The 23,855-nt window shown below is 69.0% G+C and carries 16 protein-coding genes and 1 pseudogene; 9 read left to right on the top strand and 8 right to left on the bottom strand.

Annotation, left to right across the window (positions count from 1 at the left end; all coding sequences use genetic code 11):
• Positions 1-65: 65 nt before the first annotated feature.
• Both VF592_RS07635 and tsaD read right to left on the bottom strand, forming a co-directional pair.
• Positions 66-1,043 carry an NAD(P)H-dependent glycerol-3-phosphate dehydrogenase gene (locus VF592_RS07635; RefSeq protein ID WP_331005022.1) on the bottom strand — a complete coding sequence of 326 codons (978 nt, stop codon included), beginning with the start codon at positions 1,041-1,043 and terminating at the stop codon, positions 66-68.
• A 10-nt stretch (positions 1,044-1,053) separates the two neighbouring features.
• A complete protein-coding gene (tsaD, locus tag VF592_RS07640; protein WP_331005023.1) occupies positions 1,054-2,079 on the bottom strand; it encodes a tRNA (adenosine(37)-N6)-threonylcarbamoyltransferase complex transferase subunit TsaD in 1,026 nt (341 codons plus the stop codon).
• Positions 2,080-2,144: 65 nt separating this feature from the next.
• Between tsaD and hemC the strand changes: the two genes are divergently transcribed.
• Genes hemC through VF592_RS07655 form a run of 3 tightly spaced genes read left to right on the top strand, consistent with a single transcriptional unit; the run spans position 2,145 to position 4,611 of the window.
• Positions 2,145-3,053 (top strand): hydroxymethylbilane synthase, encoded by a 909-nt coding sequence (hemC, locus tag VF592_RS07645; RefSeq protein ID WP_331005024.1) that lies wholly within the window; start codon positions 2,145-2,147, stop codon positions 3,051-3,053.
• Positions 3,050-3,733 (top strand): uroporphyrinogen-III synthase, encoded by a 684-nt coding sequence (locus VF592_RS07650; RefSeq protein WP_331005025.1) that lies wholly within the window; start codon positions 3,050-3,052, stop codon positions 3,731-3,733. Before hemC ends, VF592_RS07650 begins: the two co-directional genes overlap by 4 nt.
• 32 nt (positions 3,734-3,765) lie before the next feature.
• On the top strand, positions 3,766-4,611 hold the full coding sequence (locus VF592_RS07655; protein ID WP_331005026.1) for a hypothetical protein: 846 nt from the start codon (positions 3,766-3,768) through the stop codon (positions 4,609-4,611).
• 76 nt (positions 4,612-4,687) lie between these two features.
• Here VF592_RS07655 and VF592_RS07660 read toward each other — a convergent pair.
• The 3 genes and pseudogenes from VF592_RS07660 to VF592_RS07670 form a co-directional block, all read right to left on the bottom strand.
• Positions 4,688-5,713 (bottom strand): annotated as a pseudogene (locus VF592_RS07660) (family 43 glycosylhydrolase); the annotation flags it as partial.
• 49 nt (positions 5,714-5,762) lie between these two features.
• The gene (locus VF592_RS07665) at positions 5,763-6,794 is read right to left on the bottom strand and encodes an arabinan endo-1,5-alpha-L-arabinosidase (RefSeq protein ID WP_331005027.1); all 1,032 of its coding nucleotides are present in this window, start codon (positions 6,792-6,794) and stop codon (positions 5,763-5,765) included.
• Between the two features lie 15 nt (positions 6,795-6,809).
• Entirely contained in the window at positions 6,810-9,509 is a 2,700-nt protein-coding gene (locus tag VF592_RS07670; protein ID WP_331005028.1) for a TonB-dependent receptor, read from the bottom strand.
• A 270-nt stretch (positions 9,510-9,779) separates the two neighbouring features.
• On the opposite strand from VF592_RS07670, the gene VF592_RS07675 reads away from it, so the two are divergent.
• On the top strand, positions 9,780-10,493 hold the full coding sequence (locus tag VF592_RS07675; RefSeq protein ID WP_331005037.1) for a FadR/GntR family transcriptional regulator: 714 nt from the start codon (positions 9,780-9,782) through the stop codon (positions 10,491-10,493).
• Between the two features lie 146 nt (positions 10,494-10,639).
• On the top strand, positions 10,640-11,890 hold the full coding sequence (locus VF592_RS07680) for an arabinan endo-1,5-alpha-L-arabinosidase (RefSeq protein WP_331005029.1): 1,251 nt from the start codon (positions 10,640-10,642) through the stop codon (positions 11,888-11,890).
• On the opposite strand, the gene VF592_RS07685 is transcribed toward VF592_RS07680, so the two are convergent.
• The gene (locus VF592_RS07685; protein WP_331005030.1) at positions 11,887-12,786 is read right to left on the bottom strand and encodes a diguanylate cyclase; all 900 of its coding nucleotides are present in this window, start codon (positions 12,784-12,786) and stop codon (positions 11,887-11,889) included. The genes VF592_RS07680 and VF592_RS07685 overlap by 4 nt on opposite strands.
• Positions 12,786-16,208 (bottom strand): PAS domain S-box protein, encoded by a 3,423-nt coding sequence (locus VF592_RS07690; RefSeq protein WP_331005031.1) that lies wholly within the window; start codon positions 16,206-16,208, stop codon positions 12,786-12,788. The genes VF592_RS07685 and VF592_RS07690 overlap by 1 nt, the downstream gene beginning before the upstream one ends.
• Before the next feature lie 330 nt (positions 16,209-16,538).
• On the opposite strand from VF592_RS07690, the gene VF592_RS07695 reads away from it, so the two are divergent.
• From VF592_RS07695 to VF592_RS07710, 4 genes are all read left to right on the top strand, one after another.
• Positions 16,539-17,501: a hydrogen peroxide-inducible genes activator gene (locus VF592_RS07695; protein ID WP_331005032.1), complete on the top strand. Its 963-nt coding sequence runs from the start codon at positions 16,539-16,541 to the stop codon at positions 17,499-17,501.
• 90 nt (positions 17,502-17,591) lie between these two features.
• On the top strand, positions 17,592-19,283 hold the full coding sequence (locus tag VF592_RS07700) for an ABC transporter ATP-binding protein (protein ID WP_331005033.1): 1,692 nt from the start codon (positions 17,592-17,594) through the stop codon (positions 19,281-19,283).
• Positions 19,267-20,337, top strand: coding sequence for an efflux RND transporter periplasmic adaptor subunit (locus VF592_RS07705; RefSeq protein ID WP_331005034.1), 1,071 nt, complete (start codon positions 19,267-19,269; stop codon positions 20,335-20,337). Before VF592_RS07700 ends, VF592_RS07705 begins: the two co-directional genes overlap by 17 nt.
• On the top strand, positions 20,334-21,782 hold the full coding sequence (locus VF592_RS07710; protein ID WP_331005035.1) for a TolC family protein: 1,449 nt from the start codon (positions 20,334-20,336) through the stop codon (positions 21,780-21,782). The genes VF592_RS07705 and VF592_RS07710 overlap by 4 nt, the downstream gene beginning before the upstream one ends.
• 236 nt (positions 21,783-22,018) lie before the next feature.
• On the opposite strand, the gene VF592_RS07715 is transcribed toward VF592_RS07710, so the two are convergent.
• On the bottom strand, positions 22,019-23,281 hold the full coding sequence (locus tag VF592_RS07715; RefSeq protein ID WP_331005036.1) for an HWE histidine kinase domain-containing protein: 1,263 nt from the start codon (positions 23,279-23,281) through the stop codon (positions 22,019-22,021).
• Between the last annotated feature and the right edge of the window lie 574 nt (positions 23,282-23,855).

Below are 23,855 nucleotides of genomic sequence, written 5' to 3' on the forward strand. Positions count from 1 at the left end.
ACTTCGACAAGCTCAGCCCCTACTTAGGACGAACGGCGGGCGGGTGAACCCGAGGTCGTCAGACGCTATCCTTCATCCCGGAGCGGGCGGGCGAGCAGCGCCTCGACCACCGCGCGCACGTCCTCGCCAGCCAGCAGGCGCACAACCGCGTCCGTCACCGGCATGTCGACGCCGGCGTCGCGCGCCGCCTCGGCGAGCACGGGCGCGGTGAACGCGCCTTCGGCGACGGTGCGCCGGTCGGCGAGCAGATCGGCCGCGACGCCGCCCCGGCCGAGCCCCACGCCCAGCGAGAAATTGCGCGAGCTGGCCGACGAACAGGTCAGCACCAGATCGCCCAGCCCCGACAGCCCGCTCAACGTCGCGGCCCTGGCGCCGCGCGCCAAGCCGAAGCGCGTCATCTCGGCGAAACCCCGCGCGATCACCGCCGCGCGCGCATTCTGGCCCAGCCCGGCGCCCTCGACGACGCCGCACGCGACCGCGAGCACGTTCTTCACCGCCCCGCCGATCTCCGCGCCGACCACGTCCTCCGACGCATAGGGCCGGAAGCTGGGCGAGGCGAGCCGCGCGCCCAGCGCCGCGCGCAAACCCTCGTCGGCGCAGGCGAGCGTCACCGCGGTCGGCAGGCCGGCCGCGACCTCATGCGCGAAAGTGGGACCGGACAGCACCGCGACCGGCGAGCCGGGCCTGACCACGCGCGCGACCTCGCCGACGAGCAGCTTGGTCCCCGCCTCGATACCCTTGGCGCACAGCACCAGCGGCGCGTTCCCGCCCGGCAGCGCCGCCAGCACGCCGCGCACATGCTGCGCGGGCGCCACCACCAGCAGCGCGTCGCATCCGGTCAACTCGTCGAGCGATCCCGTCGCGCGGATCGACGCCGCCAGCGGCACACCGGGCAGGAAGGCGCCGTTCAGATGCGCGTCGTTGATACCCGCCACCACCTCGGGCTCGCGCGCCCAGAGCAGCACCGGCTCGGCCCCGCCGCGCGCCGCGACCTGCGCCAGCGCGGTGCCCCAGGCGCCCCCGCCGATGACTCCGATCTTCATGGGCCTATCCTCATGCCTTCACCCCCGCGCCGCGCACCGGCTCGGCGCCGGGATCGAGGGGCCAGCGCGCGCGGGCCGGCGTATCGAGCGGGTCCACCAGGCCCGCCGCGAAGCGTTCCGCACCCGCCCAGGCGATCATCGCCGCATTGTCGGTGCACAGCCACCCCGGCGGCGCGACGAAGGGCAGGTCGCGCGCGCGCGCCAGCGCCTGAAGCGCGCTTCGCACCGCCCCATTCGCCGCGACCCCGCCCGCGACCACCAGCGCGGTCACCCCCGGCGAGGCGTCGAGGGCGCGGGCGGTACGGTCGAGCAGGCAGTCGACCACCGCCGCCTGGAAGGACGCCGCCAGATCCTCGGGCCTATGCTGCCCGGCGGCCCGCGCCACCGCGCTTTTCAGCCCGGCGAAGGAGAAATGCGGTTCGGCCGAGCCCCTGAGCGGGCGGGGCAGCGGCACCGCAAGGGGATCGCCGGCGAGGGCCGCCCGCTCGACCGCCGGACCGCCGGGAAAGCCCAGCCCCAATATCTTGGCGGTCTTGTCGAACGCCTCGCCCACCGCATCGTCGATCGTCGTCGCCAGCCGGCGATACCGCCCCACCCCCTCGACACGGAGCAATTGGCAATGGCCGCCCGAGACGAGCAGCAGCAGATAAGGGAAGTCGAGCGCCGCATCGACCAGCCGCGGCGACAGCGCGTGGCCCTCCAGATGGTTGACCGCGACCAGCGGCCTGCCGACCGCATGGGCCAGCGCCTTGCCCGTCACCAGCCCGACCATCACCCCCCCGATCAGCCCCGGCCCCGCCGTCGCGGCGACCGCGTCGACATCGCGCAGCGTCAGCCCCGCATCGGCGAGCGCCGCGACGATCAGCGGCTCCAGCGCCTCCACATGCGCGCGCGCCGCGATCTCGGGCACCACGCCGCCATAGGGGCGGTGCGCCGCCTCCTGCCCCGCCAGCCGGTGCGCCAGCACCCGGCGGTCGCCGGTGACGAGCGCGGCGGCGGTTTCGTCGCAGGAGGATTCCAGGCCGAGCACGATCATGGTCCGACCCTTATCGTCCCGCACCTGGCTTGTCGAAGGCGGGCTGGCGGGCCTAAGCTCCGCGCATGACCCCATTCCGCCTCGGCACCCGCGGCTCGCCGCTTGCGCTCACCCAGGCGCGGATGGTCGCCGATGCGCTGATCGCGGCGCATGGCTGGTCGCCCGCCCAGATCGAGACGGTCGTCATCCGCACCACCGGCGACCGCGTCCAGGACCGCCCGCTCGCCGAGATCGGCGGCAAGGCGCTGTGGACGCGCGAGCTCGACCGCGCCTTGCTGGCGGGCGAGATCGATGCCTGCGTCCACTCGATGAAGGATGTCGAGACCGTCCGCCCCGCCAGCCTGCTGATCGCCGCCACCCTGCCCCGCGCCGATGTGCGCGACCGGCTGATCGGGGCGGAATCGATCAACGCGATCCCGCGCGGCGCGACGGTCGGCACCAGCTCGCCCCGCCGCCGCGCGCAGTTGCTGCGGCTGCGCCCCGACCTCAGGATCGTGTCGATCCGCGGCAATGTCGACACGCGCCTCGCCAAGCTCGCGGCGGGCGAGGTCGATGCGACGATGCTGGCGGCGGCGGGGCTCGATCGGCTCGGCCGTCCGGAGGTCGGCACGGCGATCTCGACCGACATCATGCTCCCCGCCCCGGCCCAGGGCGCGGTCGGGATCGAGGTGCGCGCCGAGGATGCGCGGGCGATCGCGATCGTGACCGCGATCGACCACCCCGACACGCATCGGTGCGTGCTCGTCGAACGTGCGCTGCTGGCCGCGCTCGGCGCCGACTGCCGTTCCCCGGTCGCCGCGCTCGCCAGCCTGGCGGGCACGACATTGCACCTGCGCGCTTCCTTGATCGCGGAGAATGGCGAGGAGGAGGTGAACGGCGTCGCCGGCGGCACCGGGCCGGAATTGGGCGCCGCGCTCGCCACCGACCTGCTCGCGCGCGCGTCGCCCGCGATCCGGCGCCTGTTCGCGGCGTGACCGCCGGAAGCGGGAAGCGCGTCGCGGTTCTCCGCCCCGAACCCGGAAATGCGAGAACCGCCGAACGCGCGGCCGCGCGCGGGTTCGACGTCATGCGACTGCCGCTGTTCGAACTGGGTCCGCTCGCCTGGAGCCCGCCCGACCCGGACGGCTTCGACGCGCTGCTCCTGACGAGCGCGGCGGCGGTGCGCCATGCGGGGCCGGGGCTGGAGCCGCTGCGACGATTGCCGGTCGTGGCGGTCGGCGAGGCCACGGCGAGAACGGCCCGCGCGGCGGGATTGTCGGTCGTGGCGACGGGCGAGGGCGGCGTCGCGACCGCCGTTTCGCTTGCTGATTCGATGGGCCTGACCCGCCTGCTCCACCTTGCCGGGCGCGATCGGATGCCGGATGCGCCCGGCGTCACCGCGCTGTCCGTCTATGCCACCGATCCGCTCCCGATCGCGGCCGGCGCGACGGGCATCCTGGCCGAGGGCTGGACCGCGCTTCTCCACTCGCCCCGCGCGGCGCGACGGCTGGCCATGCTCGTCGACCGTGACGCGACGGCCCGCGACTCGATCGCGCTGGCCGCGCTTGGTCACGCGGTCCTGGACGCGGCCGGCCAGGACTGGCGCCGGGCCGTCGCGGCGGACAGGCCGACCGACGCCGCGCTGCTCGACCTCGTGGCCCGGACGGCCGATTGACGGGGACGAACCGGGCGGGGATAAGCGACGGGATGGACTATAGCTCGCCGGTCGACACGCGCTCGCGCCCCCGGTTCGGCATCATCGGCCTTCTTTTCGTCCTGACCTTCCTGGCGGGGCTCGCCGTCGCGGCCTGGGCGGGAAAGCGCTATGGCTGGTTCGCGCCCGATCGCGCGCCCGTTTCGGTGGTCCAGCCCGCCGCGCCGACCGCGCCGCAGCCTTCCCGCGCGGCGGCGGCGATGCCCGCCGCCGACCTGGCCACGCTGACCGCGCGCGAGGCCGCCCTGTCCGCGCAGCTCGTGGCGCTAGAGGCGCGTATCGCGGCGATCACCGGCGACGCCGTGACGGCGGGCGCGCAGGCCGGGCGGGCGGAAGCCCTGCTCGTCGCGGTCGCCGCGCGGCGCCTGCTCGATCGCGGCGTCCCCCTGGGCCCGGTCGAGGACCAGCTTCGCCGGCGCTTCGGCGCCATCGATCCCCGCGCGGTGGCGGTGGTGACGGCCGCCGCGCGGGCCCCGGTGACGCTGGAGGATCTGCGCCTCGGCCTCGACGCGATCGCGCCCGAGCTTCAGACGGGCGCGCGCCAGGGTATATGGCGCGCGTTCCGGCGCGAGATCGGCAACCTGGTGGTGCTCCGCCGCGCCGATGCGCCCCGCGCAATGCCCGTCGAACGCTTCGCGCGCGCGCGGCGGCTGCTCGACGGGGGGCAAGTGGAAGCGGCGCTGATCGAGACGCGGACGTTGCCCGGCGCGGCGCGCGCGGGGAACTGGATGGCGGCGGCACGGCGCTATGTGGAGGCGCGGCGGGCGCTGGACGGGCTGGAGGCGGTAGCGACGGCGACGGCAACGGCGGGGCCGGTGGTTCCGGGGCCGGTTCCATGACGAAGAGGTAGGAAGGGGCGTCGCGCCCCGCGCGGCTTGAACGCTTGCTCCGCCGTTGCGCGGATCGCCGTCAGATCAGCGGACCGTTCCGCACGGGCTCGCCGAAATCGGGCGTTCCGTCCGGCCGATAGCGGAAATGCTGCACACGGGTGTGGCGGTTCGGATCGAAGAGCGGGTCGCCGGTGATCTTCTGATAATCGCGCGCGTGATAGACCAGGATGTCGCGCCCGCGCTCGTCGACGGTGAAGCTGTTATGCCCCGGCCCCCAGACGCCGTTCTTGGGCGAGGATTTGAACACGGGCACGGGCGACTTGGTCCAGACCGCCGGGTCCATCAGATCGGCATCGTCGCGCGCGGTCAGCATGCCCATGCAATAACGGGCGTCGGTGGCGCTGGCCGAATAGGTCATGAACACACGGCCGTTGCGCACCAGGGGCGCGGCGCCCTCGTTCACCTTGAACCCCCGGACCTCCCAGTCGAGCGTGGGGACCGACAGCCGCGTGGGCTTGGCGCCCAGCGTCAACGGCGTCGCCAGGGGCGCGATATACAGGTTGGAATTCGTGTCGATCCCCGGCTCGCGCTGGGCCCAGAGCATGTAGCGGGTGCCCCGGTGGACGAAGACGGTCGAGTCCAGGTTGAAGCTGTCCCAAGGCGTCTGGAGCTGCCCGAGCACCGACCATTTGCCGGTCATCGGATTCGCGCCGTCGCAGACGACGGCATAGGTGCGGATGCGGAACACGTCCTCGCCCCCGCCGCTGGGCCCGGCGGCGAAATACATGATCCAGCGTCCGTCGATCAGATGCAGCTCGGGCGCCCAGATGAAACCCGACATCGGACCGGTCGCGAGGTGGCGCCACAAAACGGCCTCGCGCGCGGTGGTCAGCCCTGCCAGCGTGCGCGCGCGGCGCAGCACCAGCCGGTCATATTCGGGCACCGATCCGGTCATGTAATACCAGCCGTCGGTGTGGCGGAAGATCTGCGCATCGGCGCGCTGGCGGACGAGCGGATTGCTCGCCCGGCCGCGCGGGGCCGCCCGAACGAGCGCCGGCACGGTCGCGCTCGCGGCGAGGCCGGCGATGAAACTACGTCGGGAGTGGATCATGATCCGTCCTTCAAAGTCGATTGGGGCATATCGTCGAACAGGTTCGCGGTCACGGCCGCGCGACCGGCCAGCCATCGGCGGTCCACCCCATGGACTGGATCCGCAAGGTCGGCACCCCTTTGTTGCGGGCGTCATAAGCGTGATAGACGATATATTCGCGCCCGCCATCGTTCAGCAGCGCGGGGTGTCCGGGACCGCGCCAGCGCTTGGTCTTGTCGAGCTGACCATGGAGGACGATCTGGCCGTATCCGTCCATCATCGGCTTTCCGTCATAATCCAGATAGGGTCCGGTCACCGCCTTGGCCCGGCCCACCACGGTATAATAGCTGCTGTTCGCCCCCCGGCAGCAGAAATCGTTCGACGCGAACAGATAATAGAAGTCGCCGCGTTTCGTGAGGAACGGCGCCTCGATCGCGCCCGGATTCGGCCGCCGCGCCAGCGAATGGACCGTCTTGTCGCCGGCCAGCGCCTTGCCCGTCGCGGGATCGAGCCGGATCATCTTGATCCCCGTCCAGAAGCTGCCGAAGGTCAGCCACGCCTTGCCGTCCGTATCCGTAAAGGCGTTCGGATCGATCGCGTTGTAATCGCCCCCGCGCGGCGACACGATCACCGCGCCCTGGTCGGTCCAGCCATAGCCGGGCGCGGTCGGATCGAGCGTGGGCGTCGTCGCCAGCCCGATCGCCGAATGATTGCTGCCGAAGGTCGAGATCGAATAATATAGCCGATACTGTCCGTTCGCATAGGAGATGTCGGGCGCCCATAGCCCCTTGGTCCCCGAAATCTCGCGCTTGGCCCAATCGGGAATGGCCGTGAACACCGCCCCTGTCGTCTTCCAGGTCGACAGGTCCTTGGACGTGCGGATATGGATCAGCCCCGGCGGCTGGTTCGTCTGGCTGGTGGTGCTGAAGACGTAATAGGTGTCGCCCTGCTTGATGATCGCCGGGTCGTGGACGGGCGACACGTCGCCCGTCATGCGATCGGCTACTCCGGGGACGGAAGCCGGGACCTGCGCACCCGCGCCGACGGACCCGAGCACCAGGGCGAGACAGACCGCACGCGCCAGACTCACCCCGATGCTCATATCGTCCCCTCCTTGTCAGAACCGGAAGCGTACGCCGGCACCGAAGGTGCGGTCGAACTCGCGCGTGTCGCGCGGTGTGATGCTGCCCGGTCCAAAATAATCCTGATAGGTTTCGTCGAGCAGATTGGTCGCGTCCACCGTCAGGGTGATGTTCTCCGTGACCGCATAGCTGGCCGAGAAGTCGAGGAAGCTCAGCGACCTGGCGATAACCCGTCCACCCGGCACGACCGCGGAGAAGCTATCGGTGTAGTTGCTTCGCCAGTTATACGCCAGTCGCGCCGAAAACCCGTATTTCTCGTAGATGCCGACCAGATTGTACGAATATTTCGACAAGGGCGTGATCGCGCGCTTTAGCCCGGCGGCATCCCGGAGGAAGCCGCTCGCATAGGTGAAGCTCGCCTGCCCGCCAAAGCCACTGAGAGCGCCGGGAAGGAAGTCGAGAAACTGAGTACCCGCGACCTCGACACCCTTCAGCTCGCCCGATCCGGAATTCTGTGGGCGTGTAACCAGAATGGCGCCTGTGAACCCCGGCACGGCCTCGGGCAAAGCTTCCGACTGGATGTAATTGTTGAGCTTCTTGTAAAAGCCCGCGATCGTCAGCGAACCGGTGTTCGAGAAATACCACTCGGCGGTCGCGTCGAAATTGTCGGACTCGACCGCTGCCAGATTGGCATTGCCGCCGTTGCCCGTGCCGATCGAGCTGGTTCCGCCGGTGATTCCCGTCAACGTCACCGCAATGGCGGGATTCAGATCGGTGAACTGCGGCCGGAAGATCTGCTTGCCCGCGACCAGTCGCAGGATCACGTCCTCCACGGGCCGTATCTTCAACGTCGCACTGGGTAGGATGTTCAACTCGTTGCGCCGCCCCTGGATGGGCGTGGCGACGGGCGCGGCCGGCGGGATGATGGTCAACTGGACAGCGTTCAGACTGGTGACGGTATTGACCAGGCGCACGCCGGCCGTGCCCTCCAGCGCGCCGCCTTCTGTCCCGAACCCGATCTGCCCATAAGCGGCATAAACGGTCTCACGCAGCGAGAAGGTGCGGTTGGGATCGAAGGCCGGATCGCCAGCGGGCCGGCCCGCGAGAGCGCGCAGCTGGTCCGCGTTCTCGTCGATAAAGCTTCGGCTCGTCAGCGCGAAACCATCGACGCCCAACTTGCCGCGAATGATGTCGTCGGGCGCGTTGGAGACCAATCCCGGGAAGCCTGTCTGCGGCAGGAAACCAAGGCCGAGCGCCCCGCTTTGCGCGCTGCCCGAGTCGCCCGTCCGCCTCGCATAGCGTGCGCCGACCTTGAAGTTGCGCAGAAAACCACCGTTCTCGAACGTGTAGAGCAGGTCGGCCTTACCGGCATATTGCTCGCTGTTGGACGCATCGCGGTTGTCGAACAGCGTGAGCAGGTTCAGATTGTTTCCGTCGGTAACGTCGAAGCCGTTGAACGCGATCGACGGCGTGCCTCCGACATCGAAGGCATAGTCGATCCGGGGCACCACGAAGGCGGTGTCGACGATCAGCGCCCGGCTGCGCACCTTGCTCTTATTGTAGGTGAGCTCGGCGGACAGCAGCGCCGGCCCCGCCGTGAAGCGTGTTCCGATGTTTGCTTGATACCCGTCGGTCTTCTGGCTGAACGCCTGCTTGCTGGTGATCGTGAAATTGTCGCGGGTCGTGATCGTGCTGGCGACCGGTCGCGCGGGAGCGCCGGGTATGGTCGCAGTGCCGTCCTGTACCGTGTTGACCGTCACCGCGCCGGCCTTGGGCAGACCGACGAAGAAATTCACATCGTAATCCTGCCGATAACCGGTGAACAGACCGTCGGCGTAGAACTCCAGGTCGGGGGTCGGCTTGTACTGGAGCGAGACGTTCACGGCCGGCCGCTGGCGATCGCCGTCCGTGACGAGCCCGCCGACGGTGTCGGGAATCAGCGTGGGATTGGTGGCGCTCAGGGGACTGAACCCGAAATTGAACGCCGTCTGATCCTGATACTTGCGATCATTGTAGGACGCGCCGATCAGGACGCCGAACTCGGCCCCGCTGGCGGACTCCCAGCGATTGCTGACCAACCCGCTGGTCACGTAGCTCCACTTGTTGCGATTGTCGCTGTAGAAGGCCCGCGCGCCGCCCGCGACCTGCAGCCCGTCGAAATCGAACGGGCGACGCAGGCGGATATCGATCGCGCCGGAAACGCTGCCCTCGATCTGGTCGGGCGTGGTCGTCTTGTACACGTCGACGCCCGCGACCAGCTCCGCCGGGATATCCTGGAGCGCGACCCCGCGAAGGACGCCGGTGAACGCTTCGCGCCCGTTGATCAGCGTCTGGACGTTGGGCAGCCCGCGCACGAGCACGGCGTTGACCTCGCCGCCGCCGCGGTAAACCTGGATGCCCGTCACGCGCTGGAGCGCGTCGGACACGGTGTTGTCGGGCAGCTTGCCGATGTCCTCGGCCACGATCGAGTCGACCACCTGGGTCGCGTTGCGCTTGATCGCCTGCGCGCCCTGAAGGCTGGCGCGGACGCCCGTGACGATGATCTCCTCGCCTTCCTCGTTCTGGGTCGTGGTCGCCGGCTGGTCGGAGGCCGCGGCGGGATCGGCGGTGGTCGGCTGCGCGGCGACCGTCGATTCGGGCGATTCCTGCGCGGTCTGCGCGGCGGCGGGGGCGGCGAGCATGATCGCCAGAACGGTCGATGAGACCCGACCCATGGTCGCCGAACGGTGGCGCATATTCACTCTCCCCTTTGCTGATCCGGGTTTCGCGCGTCGAGACGCTTCCCGTATTTGTCCGAGTAGATATACGTAGACCATGGCCGCTGGAAAGAGGAATTTTGCCGGTGGCGGTTCAGCGGGGGACAGCGGGTGCCGGAGGCTCGATCTTTGCCGTTCCGAACGGTCGCCGACGCTGATAGGCCCCAGGGCGTGACAGGGTTTCCGACCAGCGGCCACGCGGAGGCCGAACAGCTCGACGGAGCGGCGGCGACCTCCTCACCCCCGCGCATCCCGCGCGGCACCGGGCGGCGGCTGCGCGGCGCGATTGCCCACAAGCTCGGGGTCGCGATCCTGTCGGGCGAGTTCCGGCCGGGCGACACCCTGTCCGGCGAGGTCGCCTTTTCCGAAGCCCTGGACGTGTCGCGCAGCGCCTATCGCGAGGCCGTGCAGGTGCTCACCGCCAAGGGGCTGGTCGAGAGCCGCCCCAAGGCCGGCACCCGCGTCCTGCCGCGGAACCGCTGGAACCTGCTCGACCCCGACGTGCTCGCCTGGGCCTTCACCGGCGAGCCGGACATCCAGCTCGTGCGCAGCCTGTTCGAGCTGCGCGCCATCATCGAGCCGTCGGCCTCGCGGCTCGCCGCCGAGCGCCGCGACCGGGCCGATCTTCGCCTGATGAAGGAGGCGCTGACGCTGATGCGGCGGCATACGCTAGCGACCGAGGCGGGCCGCGCCGCCGATCGCGATTTCCACGACGCCATTCTCCAGGCCACCCGCAACGATGCGCTGGTGGTGCTCGGCGCGTCGATCGGGGCGGCGGTGAGCTGGACCACCAAGTTCAAGCAGCGCGCGCGCGCCCTGCCCCGCAACCCGATCCCCGACCATGTCCGCGTGTACGCGGCGATCGCGGCGGGCGACGGGGTGGCGGCCGAGAGCGCCATGCGCCTTCTGGTCGATCTCGCGCTGGAGGACACGCGCAGCGCGATGGATCGCACCGGATCCTGAAGGCACGGTTCGGACGCCGCCGTCCTCGGGCACTTGCCGGGTGCTGATTTGTCGGACTATATGTTCGTGAATACATCCCTTCGACGCATCCGGGAGGTTGGCGGAGCGACATGCGGCCTTCGATGATGACGGACCCGTCTCGGGGAGTGACATACCGCTCGGGTTTCCGGTTCATCCCGTCCGGGGCAACCGGCAGGCGCCCGACCGCCGGGCTCGACCGCAACCTGGCCCGTCCGGGGCTGGTCGAGTTGCCGTTCGGCCCTCGGGGCGCAGCCGAGTTCGCGAACACGCGCCCGGTCGGCCGCGCCGGCCTGTCGGCCGCGCGCCGGGTGCTTCCCTGGCTGATGCTGCTGGGCCTTGCCGGATGCGGCGGGGATGATGGCGGCGCGACCACGAGCGACGCGAACCAGGCGCCGGTCGCAACCCCGACGCCCGCGCCGTCCCCGTCGCCCTCGCCGGGCCCGTCACCCGGACCGTTGGTTCTGACGGGCGCGACCGCCCCCGTTCACGACCCGGCGATCCTGAAGGACAACGGCACCTATTACCTGTTCGCGACCGGCAATAACGGCGACGCCGAAGGGTTGCTGGCGCTGCGCACCTCCACCGATCTTGCCGCATGGCGGTTTCGCGGCGCGAGTTTCCGCCAGCTTCCCGCCTGGACGGCCGAGGCGGTGCCCAACGCCGCCGGAATGTGGGCGCCCGACATCGTGCGCCACGGAAACGAATATCGGCTATATTACTCCGTCTCGACGTTCGGCAGCAATCGCTCGGCGATCGGGCTCGCCACCGCTTCGGCGCTGGACGCGGGGGCGCCGGCGACGAACTGGGTGGATAAGGGACCGGTGATCCGCTCGTCCCCCGCCGATGACTATAACGCGATCGACTCCATGGTCTTCATCGACGCGGAGGGGCGGTCATGGATGGTCTTTGGCAGCTTCTTCTCGGGCATCAAGCTGATCGGGCTCGATCCCGCGACGGGGCTGCGCCTGGCCGGAGATCCGGTCCGCCCCCTCGCCGCCCGCCCTAGCCCGGGCGCGGTCGAAGCGCCGTTCGTCGTCCGGCGGGGCGGATTCTACTATCTGTTCGTGTCGTTCGACTTCTGCTGCCAGGGCGCGCGGAGCAGCTACAACACCGTGGTCGGCCGGGCGTCCTCGCCCACCGGGCCCTATATGGACCGCGATGGACGCGCGATGATGAACGGCGGCGGCACGCCCGTTCTCGCATCGGGGCAGGGCGAGGGCGGCCGCTTCGTCGGACGCGGGCATGTCGCGATCCTGGACGAAGGCGACGCCCAGCATATCGTGTATCACGCCTATGACACCCAGCGTAACGGCGTTCCCACCCTGCAGATACAAAGGCTGGCCTGGGACGCCGCCGGCTGGCCCCGCGCCGACTAGCGGAGCGTCGGATCGGCCTCGACAACTCGGTCGCGACCCTCCGCCTTGGCGCGATATAGGGCCGCGTCGGCGCGGGCGAGGACCGCCTCGGGTGCCTCGCCTCTGTCGACCAACGCTATGCCGACGCTGATCGTCAGCGTCAGCTCGGGCGCGAGGTGCGTCAGGTCGCATCCCGCGACACCGGACCGCAAGCGCTCGGCGGCCTGCCACGCACCCGCAAGCGTGGTGACGGGCGTCAGGACGCCGAATTCCTCGCCCCCCAGGCGCCCGATCGAATCGGAACGGCGCAGGACATCGCGGCACGTGTCGGCGACGATGATCAGCGCGGCATCCCCGGCGGCATGACCGAAACGGTCGTTCACCCGCTTGAAATGGTCGATATCGACCAGCGCCACCGCGAAACTCTCGTCATAGCGCATGGCGCGATCGAGCTCGTCGCCGAGCTTGGCCATGAAACTGCGCCGGTTGAGCACCCCGGTGAGGCCGTCGATCGTCGCCAGATGCCGTAACCGGGTGAGCGCGGTGCCGAGTTCCAGCGCGTTGCGGACACGCGCCCGGAACTCGATGGGGTCGACCGGCTTGCGCAGGAAATCGTTGGCGCCGGCTTCCAGCGCCAGCAGCAACTTCGAGCGATCGGTATCGCTGGTGATGACCAGCGTGGGCACCGTACGGCAGTGATCGATCTCGCGCAGCGCGGCGAGAAAGGCCGGGCCGTCCATCTCGGGCATGACATAGTCGAGCAGGATGAGGTCGGGCGCCTGTTCCCGGCACCAGTCCAGCGCGAGCGGCGCGTGGGTGAAGCAGAACGTCTCGCACGGTCGCAACTTCTCGACCATCGACCGAAGTATTACGGTGTTCAGCGCGACATCGTCGATGATCAGGACCTGCGGAAGCATCACCGGGATTCCATGCTGCGCGCGCGACCAGGGCTAGGCCGTAGCGCATGGATCAGCGCGTCGGCGGCATCGGCGAGGCTCGCAAGGTGGCGTTCCAAGCTCGCCCCGTCAGGGGCATGCTCGACCATTTCGGCAGCGACGGCCAGGCGGGTCGCGCCGACATTCGCAGCCGCGCCGCGCAGGGCGTGAGCCTCACGCCTTGCCCCGTCGAGATCGCCCGCCGCCACGAGCGCCCGGATCAGATCGGGGCGTGTCGCGGCTTCCTGGGTCAGCATCGCCACGAGCATGTCGAGCAGCTCTTCGCCCATCTCGTCGCGCAGCTCAGCCAGCCGGGTCGGGTCCAAGAACGCGGGCACGACGATCTCGGCCGGAACGATCGCGTCGAGCAGGTTCTTGAGCAGCGCGACGTCGATGGGCTTGGCGAGAAAGCCGCTCAGGCCGATATTGTCGTAGAAACGCCGTCGCTCGGGCAGCGCATCGGCGGTCAGGGCGATGATCGGGACATCCCCTGCGTGGCCGCCGAGCCGGCGGATCCCGTGCGTGGCCGCGACTCCGTCCATCACCGGCATCTGCATGTCCATCAGCACGACGTCGAACAATCCGCCTGCCGCCTGCTCGACCGCCAACGCGCCGTTCGCGACGCAGACCACGGCATGGCCGAGCCGGCGAAGCAACGAGGTGACGAGGAGCTGGTTGATCTCGTTGTCCTCGGCGACCAGCACGCGCAGCGGCTGGCGGGCGAAGTTCCCGGCCACGGGCAGCGACGGCGCTGGCGTCTCGGCCCGGCCTTCGCCCGTGGCGAGCGGCAGCTCGAACCAGAATACCGATCCCCACGGGGCGGGTTCGACGCCGATGGTGCCGTCCATGGCGGTGACCAGGCGCTTGCAGATCGCCAGCCCCAGCCCCGTTCCGCCGAACCGTCGCGTGGTCGACAGGTCGGCCTGAACGAACGGGGCGAACAGCTGGTCCTTGGCCCCGGCGTCGACCCCGATACCGGTATCCGCCACGGCGATACGCCAGCGAACGCATCCCCCATCGTCCGGGACAGCCGACAAGCGGACGGTGATCCCGCCTGTGTCGGTGAACTTGATCGCGTTGCCGACGAGGTTGGACAGGACCTGCTGGATCCGCGCGGCGTCGCCGAGCACGAACGACTCCGTCGCCGGGCCCGCCAGCTCCAGCGAAAGCCCCTTTTGCGAAGCCGCCCCGGCGAACAGGTCGACCACGCCGCGCACCGCGGCTTCCAGATGAAAGCTTGCCTGTTCCAGGGCCAGACTGCCCGATTCGATCTTCGAATAATCCAGCACGTCGTCGAGCACGGTCATCAGAGTCTTGGCCGATTGCTCCAGCCGTCCGAAGAAGCGCTCGCGCTCGGCGGGTTCCAGGTCGCCGCGCAGCAGCTCGATCATGCCCAGCACGCCGGTCATGGGTGTGCGGATCTCGTGGCTCATCGTCGCCAGGAAGGATGATTTGGCGGTCGCCGCCGCTTCGGCCTCGACCCGCGCGGCCTGCAATGCCCGTTCCGTCTCGACCTGCTCGGTCACGTCGCGCGACACGGAAATGGTGCAGGTCTGCCCGCGATATCGGGCGACGCGCGCCGCCGCCTCGATCCAGACCAGCGTCCCGTCGCTCCGGCGCAGGCGGAAGCGCGCGGACGATACCGCATCGGGGTCGCCGCTCAGCAAGCTGTCGTGATGGGTCCGGAGCAGGGCATGGTCCTCGGGCGGGGCGAGGTCGGTGGCGGTCCTGCCCAGCAGCACGGCCGGATCATAGCCCAGCACCCGCTGCGAGGAAGGCGACATGAACAGATACCGCCCGTCCACGCCGTGCAGCGAGATCATGTCGCTCGCCTGGTCGGTGATCAGCCGGAAGCGTTCCTCGCGCTCGGTCAGCAGCGCCTCCACCTCGGCCTGTTCGCTGATGTCCTGGACGATCCCGAACAGCCCGATCACCCTGCCTTGCGGATCGCGGTCGATCTCTCCGCGGACGAGAATGTGGACCAGCGTGCCGTCCGCCCGGAAGATGCGCGCGCGCAAGGAATAGCCCTCTCCCCTGGCGACCGCTTCGGCGATGATGCGTTCGACGGACGCCCGGTCGTCGGGATGACACGCAAGGAGCATACGCTCGAAAGTGGGGGGAATGTCACGGTCGAAACCGTAGATGCGATACACCTCGTCCGACCAGAAATGTTCGCCGCCCAGTCGCTCCACGCGCCAATGGCCCATGTGCGCGACGGCCTCCGCCATGGTCAGCATGCGATGGGTCTCGGCCAGCGCTCGATCGGCCGCCACGCTGTCGGTCACGTCCTGGAACACGCCGAACAGGCCGACGATGCTGCCGTCGGGTGCCGTCTCGGCGCGTCCGCGCGACGCGACATGGCGCAGCGTCCCATCGGGCCGGATGATGCGTGCGCGGTGCTCGAACCCCTCGCCGGTCGCGAGCGCCCGCCCGACGAACCGTTCGACCTGGGCGCGGTCGTCGGGGTGGTAGACGTCGATCGCGCTATCCAGGCGCGGAACATGGCCGGGCGGCACGCCGTGGATCGCACAGATCGCGTCGGACCAGGATACCGTCTGGCTGGCGATGTCGAGCCGCCAATGGCCGATCTCGCCGACGGCTTCGGCCATCATCAGCAATCGGTGGCTTTCCTGGAGCCGGGCCGCCACCCGCGCCGCTTCCAGCTCGGCCGCCTCGCGCCGCGCCACGTCGCGGACGCTGGCGATGAATTCGACGGGGGTGCCGGCGTCGTCGCGGATCAGTCGATAGGTCGCTTCCAGCCAGACATAAGGCCCGTCCCTGTGGCGCTGCCGGTAAACGCAGATCGGACCGTCGGCACCTTTCAGCAGCGTGGCGCAGACCGCGATCGTCTTGGCCCGGTCGTCGGGATGGATCGCACCGGCGGGCGAGCCGCCGATCAGCTCCTCGGGTTCGTAGCCCAGGATGTGGCGGCACGCGGGCGACACGTAACGGCGAACGCCATCCAGCCCGATGCGCACGATCATGTCGTTCGAATTGTCGGCGAGCAGCCGGTAGAGCCGCTCGCTCTCCTCCCGCGCGGCTTCGGTCGCACGTCGGTTGGTGATGTCGTGAAGCGTACCATAGGTGCCGACGATCGCGTCGTCGGCATCGGTCAGCCGGTGACTGCGTACCGACGCCCAGCGGACGCTGCCGTCGGCGTGGATGTAGCGGAGCTCCTGATGGCATTCATCGACCCGCCGGTCGTACAGCGACGCCAGGCACGCGAGCGCGCGCTCGCGGTCGTCCGGCGCGATGGTGCTCAGAAAGGATCGGCCGATCGTCGCGGCCACGTCCAGCCCCGTGATCGCGCCCCAGGCCGGGTTGAGATAGGTCCAGCGGCCGGCCTTGTCGGTCTCGAAAATGACCTCGCGCGACCGCTCGACGAGTCGGCGGTGTCGGCGCACGCTGTCCGCGCGCTCCCGCACGCGGCGCGTGCGTTCGTTCAGCGCAGCCGCAACCGCCCGCCATGGCTGCAGCCAGCGCCCGATCGTGCGCTGCGGGAGCGGGCGTCGGATCGGATCTGCATGCATTTCGCCTTGTATGCGGAACAAGGTTAAAGCGGCGTGTGCCCTCCCCGGCGCACTTCGCGATCGCGATGGCTATGGTGCGCAGCATCTCATCGGCACGGCTCGCGACGCTCACGCCCCAAAGGCTTCAGCTGCGCCAAAGCATCGGTCGGAACACCGGCGCGGACCCCGCTATCGATCCCGATCTTCCCGACCCGCTCGACGGACATGGTCAGCACCAAGCCGTTCGCCGCCCTTGCCAATTCGGCGTCGTTCGCCAAGCGTGGCGGCGTGCGCCGTTCCCGCCTCACCACTCGCCAGCTGAGCTATTTCGTGGCGCTCGCCGACACGGGGAGCTTCACGCGCGCCGCCGAGCGCATGGGTGTATCGCAGCCCTCGCTATCGCAACAGATCAAGAGCCTGGAGGACGCGATCGGCGGGCCATTGTTCGAACGCGGCGGGCCCGCGATCCTGACGCCGCTCGGCCGCGAGGCGCTGGAGCGGGCACGGCGCATCCTGCTCGACCTGACCGACCTGGAGCAGGTGCGCGCCGCCGCCGGTGACGGGCTGACCGGAACGATCCGTCTAGGTGTGTCGCCGACGCTGGGGGCCTATCTGCTGCCGGGCCTGATCGCGCGGCTCCACCGCGAGCACCCGACCTTGCGCGTCCATATCCGCGAGGGGCTGCCCGATGCCTTGGTCGCGGGGCTGAACACGGGCCAGCACGACATCGTGCTGGCGCAGCTGCCCGTGCCGGGTCGCGGGCTCCACCACGAGCGGCTGTTCCGCGAACGGCTGCAGCTCGCCATGGCGGCCGACCACCCCCTAGGTGCGAAACAGGTGGTGGAACCCGCCGATTTGGCAGGCGAGAGCCTGCTCACGCTTCTACCCGGATACCGGCTGGCGGAGCAGGCTTCGGCGATCGCGGCGGAGACGGGCGCGACCGTGCTGCGCGATTACGAGGGCACCAGCCTGGACGCGGTGCGGCAGATGGCCGGCATGGGCATGGGGCTGACCCTGCTGCCCGAACTCTATGTCCGCCAGGAAGTGCGCGCGGGCGACGACGTGATCGTGCGCCCGTTCAAGTCGGACCGCTATTACCGGGAGATCGGGCTCGTCTGGCGCCAGGGCGCCGGGCGAGCCCCTGCCTATCTGCTGATTGCCGACCATCTGCGCGCCATCGGGACATAGGACAATCCTATGGCGATCATAACGACTGCTCCGTTGCGCCGATAACGTCCGCCCGCGATAAGGCGGACATTCGGCGATAGGGGTGCGGACTTGGCGGGAACACGTATCGGGTTCAGGGAAGCCGCGGGCTGGCTGTCGGAGATCGTCGGCCCCGATGCGGGATATGTGCGGCTCGGCATCGTCTACACCGTCGCGATCAGCCTGTTGTCGCTCGCGACCCCCATCTCCGTCCAGCTGCTGATCAACAGCGTCGCCAGCACCGCGCTCCCCGCGCCGCTCTGGACCCTGGCCGGCATGTTGTTCGCGCTCCTGCTGATGGTGGTCGCCCTCAGCGCGTTTCGCGTCCACCTGATGGCGGTATTCGAGCGCCGCGTCTTCGCGCGGGTGGTCGCCGAGATCACGATTCGCGCGGTCCACGCGCAGAACCCCTTTTTCGCCGATGCCGGACGCGGCGACCTGTTCAACCGCTATTTCGATCTGGGCGTGGTGCAGAAGGCGGTCCCGAGCCTCGTCATCGGCGCCTTCACCATCGTGCTCCAGGGCGCGGTCGGGCTGGCGGTGACGAGCTTCTACCACCCCTTCTTCCTGGCGTTCAACGCGGTGCTGCTGACCGCCCTTCTGGCCGTGTGGCTGGTCTGGCGACGCGGCGCGATCACTTCGGCGGTCGCACTCTCCCATGCCAAGCACGACACCGCGCGCTGGCTGGAAAGCGTGGGCGGGTCGAACGGCTTCTACAAATCGGGCCGGCACCTGGGCTTCGCGATGGACCGGTCGGAACGGATGACCGCCGCCTATGTCGGCGCGCATCGGCGCTATTTCCGCTACAGCTTCGCGCAGACGCTGTCCTTTCTGTTCATCTACGCGCTCGCCAGCGCGGCGCTCCTGGCGCTGGGCGGCACGCTGATCCTGCGCGGCGAGCTGTCGATCGGCCAGCTGGTCGCGGCCGAGCTCATCCTGTCCGGCGTGTTCTACGGGGTCTCGCAGCTCGGGTGGTATCTCGATACCTTCTACGACCTGGTGGCGTCGTCGGAGGAGCTGTCGCTGCTCTTCGCCATCCCGCAGGAAAGCGGCGCGACGGGCAGAGAGGCGCCGAGCGACGGGGCGGTGCGGCTGCGCGACGTGGCGGTCGAGGACGCGCGCTTCGATTTCGCGCTGAGAGCGGGCGAGCGGCTGGTGACCGCGGTCGAACCCGGCGCCGACCGGCTGCTCGCGCAAATACTGAAGCGGCACGCCACGCCGACACGCGGACTTGTCTCGGTGGGCGGCATCGATCTGGGCGCGCTCCACCCCTATCTGCTGCGCTCGGAGGTGATGGTGCTCGACCGGCCGTCGATCGTCGAGGTCACGCTACGCGAATATCTGTCGCTCGCCGCGCCGGATGCCTCGGCGGGCGCGGTGCTGGACGCCTTAGAGCTGGTCGGGCTGGGCGAGCGGGTAGCGACGCTGCCCCACGGTTTGGACACCCCGCTCGCGGCGTCGGGCTGGCCGCTGTCGATCGGTGAGGTGATGGAGTTGAAACTGGCCGCCGCGCTCCTGAGCCGGCCGCGCGTGCTGCTGCTATCCCCGCTGTTCGACCTCATGGCGATCGACCGTCTCGGGCGCGCGCTCGAGATGTTGAAGGGGAGCGGGACGACCGTGCTGCTGTGCACCGGCCGGCCCGAGGCGATCGCGCTGGACGGCTGGTTCTGGCTGGGCCGGGATCGCCAGCAGCGCTTCGGCTCGCTGGGCGACCTCGTCGATCACCTGGGTCGCAGGGAGGCACGTCATGCCGCATCGGCCTGAGCATCTGTCGCATTTCCACACGCTGGCGTCGTTGCGCCCGCCGCGACTGACCGTGGCGATCGCCTGGATGATCGGCATCGGCGTCGCGGCGGCGGTGGCGCTGCTGTTCTTCACCCCCTGGGTCCAGACCGCGCAGGGCCAGGGTCAGGTCGCCGCGCTGGATCCGGAGGACCGGGCGCAGGACGTATCCGCGCTGGTGCCGGGCCGGGTCGAGCGCTGGTACGTCCAGGACGGCCAGCATGTCGATCGGGGCGATCCGATCGCGCGGGTGGTGGATGTCGATCCCAACCTGCTCTCGCGCCTGGCGGCGGAGCGCGCGCAGGTGCAAGCGGAGATCGCGGCCGTCCAGCAGGCGCGCGCGGTGGCCACCATCGATGTCGGCCGCACGGGCCAGCTGCTCGCCGAAGGTCTGGCGGCGCGGCGCGATTACGAACAGACGCAGATCAAGGTCGCCGAGGCCGGCGCCAAGCTGGCCGAAGCGCGCGCCAAGCTCAACCGCATCGACGTGCAGCTGAACCGCCAATCCGCTCAAGTGGTGCGCGCACCGCGCGACGGCCGCATCCAGCAGCTGAATGCGGCGGCGGGCGGGGCGCTGGTCTCGGCGGGCACGACCCTGGCGGTGGTCGCGCCCGAGCGGGTCGAGCGCGCGGTGGAGCTGTATGTCGACGGCCGCGACGTGCCGCTCGCCCGGCCGGGCCGACCCGTGCGGCTGGAATTCGAGGGGTGGCCGGCCATCCAGTTCAGCGGCTGGCCCGCCATCGCCCAGGGCCTGTTCGACGGGCGCGTGCGCACGATCGACCCGAGCGCGAGCCCCGACGGGCTGTTCCGCGTGCTGGTGGAGCCCGCGCCGGGCAAGCCCGGCTGGCCCGACCACCGCTTCGTCCGGCTCGGCGGAAAGGTGCATGGCTGGATCCAGGGCGAGACCGTGTCGGCGGGTTATGAACTATGGCGCCAGCTCAACGATTTTCCGCTCGACTTCGGTCAGCGCGCGGCGGCTTCGGCCAAGGGCGAGGACCCGAACGAGATCGCGGCCAAGGCGGGCAAGGCGAAATGAGCCGGCTCCTGTCCGTTCTGGCGGTGCTGTGCACGATGGCGGGCGCGCTGCCGCGCGCGCTCGCGGCGCAGCCGACGACGGGGACCTTCCGGTCTGACGCCCCGCTGATGCTCGATGAGGTGCTACGCGCCTCCGCCAGGTCGGCGCCGCAGATCGTCGAGGCACTGGCCCGGGTGCGTCAGGCGGAAGGCCGCGCGCTCTCGGCGGAGGGGGCTTTCGACACCGTGTTCGACGTGAACGGACGCAGCCGCACGCTCGGCTACTATGACGGAAGCGTGGTGGACGCGCGAGCGACGCGGCCGCTGACCGGCAATGGCGGCTATCTCTATGGCGGCTACCGCGTGTCACGCGGCGACTTCCCGATCTACGAGGACCAGGCCTATACCAACCGGCTGGGCGAGCTGAAGGTGGGCGGGCTGTTCGCGCTGATGCGCGACCGGCTGGTCGACGAGCGGCGCACACGCCGGACGCTCGCGGCGGGCGATCTCGACGTAGCCCGCTTCGAAGGTCAGGCGGTCGCGATCGGGGTGCAGCGCCGCGCCATCGACGCCTATCAGAACTGGGTCGCCGCCGGGCTGCGCCTGCGCGCCTATCGCGACCTGCTGGAGCTGGCGCAAAGCCGGGGCGGCGCGATCCGGCGTCAGGTGGAGCTGGGTGCCCGGCCGCAGATCCTGCTGACGGAGAACGACCAGAATCTCGTGCGTCGGCGCGCGCTGGCGATACGAGCCGAGCAGGACTTTGCCGCGGCGGCCAACGGCCTGTCGCTCTACTTTCGCGACGAGCAGGGCCGACCGATCCTGGCAGGCGCGGCACGCCTGCCGGCCGATGCCGGGGCGCTGGTCGGCCCCGCCGTGGCGCGCGTCGGGCCACCTGTGACCCGGCCCGACCTTCAGACGCTGACCGCGCGCGTCGAACAGTCCATGACGCGGCTGATGCTGGCGGAAAACGACCTGAAGCCGCGGGTCGATCTTCAGGGCGAGCTGGGCAAGGACTTGGGTCCCGAAGGCATCGGCGGGTCCAGCCGCACCCCGTTGGAGGCCGTGGTCGGGTTTCGTCTATCCGTGCCGCTCCAGAATCGTGCCGCCCGGGGCCGCGTGGCCGAGGCGCGCGCCGAGATCGACGCGCTGGAGACGCGCGGGCGCTTCCTGCGCGAGCAGATCGCGGTGGAGGTGGAGGGCATCAACATCGCGGTGGAGGGAACGGAGAAGCTGGTCGCGGCCGCCGAGGAGGAGCGCACGCTCGCCGACCGGCTCGCCGCGGCCGAGCGGCGGCGGTTCGAACTGGGATCGAGCGACTTCTTCCTGGTCAACCAGCGCGAGGAGACCGCGACGGACGCGCGCGTGCGCCTGATCGACGCCCAGGCCCGCATCGCCGCCGCGCGCGCCGAACTGGCATCGGCCACAGCGGACCGCTCGGCGCTCGGCCTGGACCCGATCGGGGAATAGACATCACCGGTCACCGGCAGTTCCGGAGGTCGGACGTGATCGGCCTCCACCGGTGGAGGCCGATCAGGCGCATGGCTGCCGGAGAGTTTGCGATCCGGCCGCAGATGTCGCGCGCGGACTTCCAGGCGACGGACCGATGATTTTCATGATCATCGGGCCGAACCGACTTATGCGGATTTAGGTGGTAAATCCGACTCGCGGTTTGCATCGGACGGCAATATCATCGTTTCGAAGGACTATCTTTTCGGCTTGGTGATCAGGCCCTCGAGCGGCACATCCAAACTGTAGACGAATCCACTCGGCTTGTAATCCAGCAGGACCTTGCCCTTTAGTTGCTGACCCAAGGACGTCATCATTCGCGTCCCGAAACTTCTACGCGTCGGCTCGCTCACGGGAGGTCCATCGCATTCGATCCATGTGAAGTGAAGACGATCTGCATCGACCGCCCAGGAAAGGCGAACTTGGCCTGCAGGAGATGACAAGGCTCCGAATTTGGTCGTGTTGGTGCAAAGCTCGTTCAGGGTCATGGCGAATGCGATGACCGCACCCGATGTGATCCCGGTAGCTGGGCCGGTAATGATGAAGCGGCCATCGCCTTGGTCGAACGGCTCGATCGCACTCCGGATGGTGCTTTCGATCGTGGCGTTTTCCCAGCTCACCCGGGTAAGAAGATCGTGAACGCGCGCCAGCGCCGCGAGCCGCCCATCGATGGCGGAGCTTGCGTGAGCCATGCTGGGTGCGGTGCGCAGGCTTTGATGAGTGATGGCGCCCACGGTGGCGAGCATGTTCTTGATCCGGTGATGCAGCTCCGCGTGGATCAGATGCTGCAACTTGTCGGCGGCTTCGCGCTCCTCGGCGTCGATTCCTGCCTGCACGAGCAGGGCATTGGCGTCGATACCGGCCTGTTCCAGCGCCAATTTGAGACTGTCGTTTTCGGAGGTAAGGGCGTCCTGGAATGGCTGATTCTCATCAATGATCAGCTGCTGCTTTTCCGTGTCGAGCACCGTCTTCACCAGCAAGGCTTTGGCATCGAGCCCCGCCTGCTGAAGCTGATAGCGGAGCTTTCTATTCTCTTGGGTGAGCGAATCGTCCGCTTGGCTCAACGATGGCAACACCTTCAGCGCGCCCTTCCCGACCATCTCCTGAAGCTCCAAAACCATTCGTTCGATCTCGAGCGGCTTTGGGAAGAATTTACTGTCGTCCGGCTTGTCCGCATCGGTGACCGCCATCTGTCCGGAGACCAGAACGATCTTGATGTGCGGCCAGCGGGTATGGGCGGCATGAGCGAGTTTCAGTCCGTCAATGCTACCCGGCATCTGAATATCGGTGAACAAAAGGGATATGTCGTCCCGCGATTCCAGGATCTGCATGGCCTCGTCCGCACTCACGGCCTCGATGGGCACAAATCCGGCGTCTTCGACGATATCGACAGCACGCATTCGCAGCACCATCTCGTCTTCGACCACCAAAACTATCGGCGTGGCAAAAGCTTCTGTCATCGTTGATTCCTCCGGGTGATCAGCCCGCAGGGGGAGCTAGCTGCTGGTGAGCGAAGCTGTCGCTGCTTTGCGGCATAGCGTCAATGGGATGGCGGTCCTTGCATTCCGCCTTCCGCGAAGCTGAAACGTCACCGTATCGGATCACCTCGAGACGAATGACGGGTTTCGACGTCGCTGCCGGCTGTATCGAAGGGCGACCATTTGACACATAATCGTCGCTCGAATGCCGGCTCACGGTTGAAGGTCGCGGCAGCTGACGAGGCGGAATTCTAGAGCCCGGCCTTTTCGAGAGCTGACGCAAGTTCCGCGTCCATGGCCACGCCGTTTTTCGGCGCAAGTCGGTTGAGCACGGTCTGCACACGCTTCTGAGCGACTTGCAGCGCCTTGTGCCGCACCTCGCGGATCGCGTTCGTTCGCCACGACCTGCTCTCGCCTAGGGTCAAAACCCAATCAGCGGGTTGAGGCGGGCGCGGTTTTCTGATTCACCACGGACGCGGGGGCGACGGAGGTGAGCATGGCGCTGTTCTGGTTGTCGGACGAGGCCTGGGCGGCGATCGAGCCGCATCTGCCCAAG

The organism is Sphingomonas sp., from assembly GCF_036388435.1.
GTDB lineage: Bacteria > Pseudomonadota > Alphaproteobacteria > Sphingomonadales > Sphingomonadaceae > Sphingomonas.

Excerpts from the sequence above, each read along its gene's own strand:
- VF592_RS07635 (WP_331005022.1), bottom strand. The coding sequence starts at position 1,043 with ATGAAGATCGGAGTCATCGGCGGGGGCGCCTGGGGCACCGCGCTGGCG.
- tsaD (WP_331005023.1), bottom strand. The coding sequence starts at position 2,079 with ATGATCGTGCTCGGCCTGGAATCCTCCTGCGACGAAACCGCCGCCGCG.
- hemC (WP_331005024.1), top strand. The coding sequence starts at position 2,145 with ATGACCCCATTCCGCCTCGGCACCCGCGGCTCGCCGCTTGCGCTCACC.
- VF592_RS07655 (WP_331005026.1), top strand. The coding sequence starts at position 3,766 with ATGGACTATAGCTCGCCGGTCGACACGCGCTCGCGCCCCCGGTTCGGC.
- VF592_RS07665 (WP_331005027.1), bottom strand. The coding sequence starts at position 6,794 with ATGAGCATCGGGGTGAGTCTGGCGCGTGCGGTCTGTCTCGCCCTGGTG.
- VF592_RS07670 (WP_331005028.1), bottom strand. The coding sequence starts at position 9,509 with ATGCGCCACCGTTCGGCGACCATGGGTCGGGTCTCATCGACCGTTCTG.
- VF592_RS07685 (WP_331005030.1), bottom strand. The coding sequence starts at position 12,786 with ATGCTTCCGCAGGTCCTGATCATCGACGATGTCGCGCTGAACACCGTA.
- VF592_RS07695 (WP_331005032.1), top strand. The coding sequence starts at position 16,539 with ATGGTCAGCACCAAGCCGTTCGCCGCCCTTGCCAATTCGGCGTCGTTC.
- VF592_RS07705 (WP_331005034.1), top strand. The coding sequence starts at position 19,267 with ATGCCGCATCGGCCTGAGCATCTGTCGCATTTCCACACGCTGGCGTCG.
- VF592_RS07710 (WP_331005035.1), top strand. The coding sequence starts at position 20,334 with ATGAGCCGGCTCCTGTCCGTTCTGGCGGTGCTGTGCACGATGGCGGGC.
- VF592_RS07715 (WP_331005036.1), bottom strand. The coding sequence starts at position 23,281 with ATGACAGAAGCTTTTGCCACGCCGATAGTTTTGGTGGTCGAAGACGAG.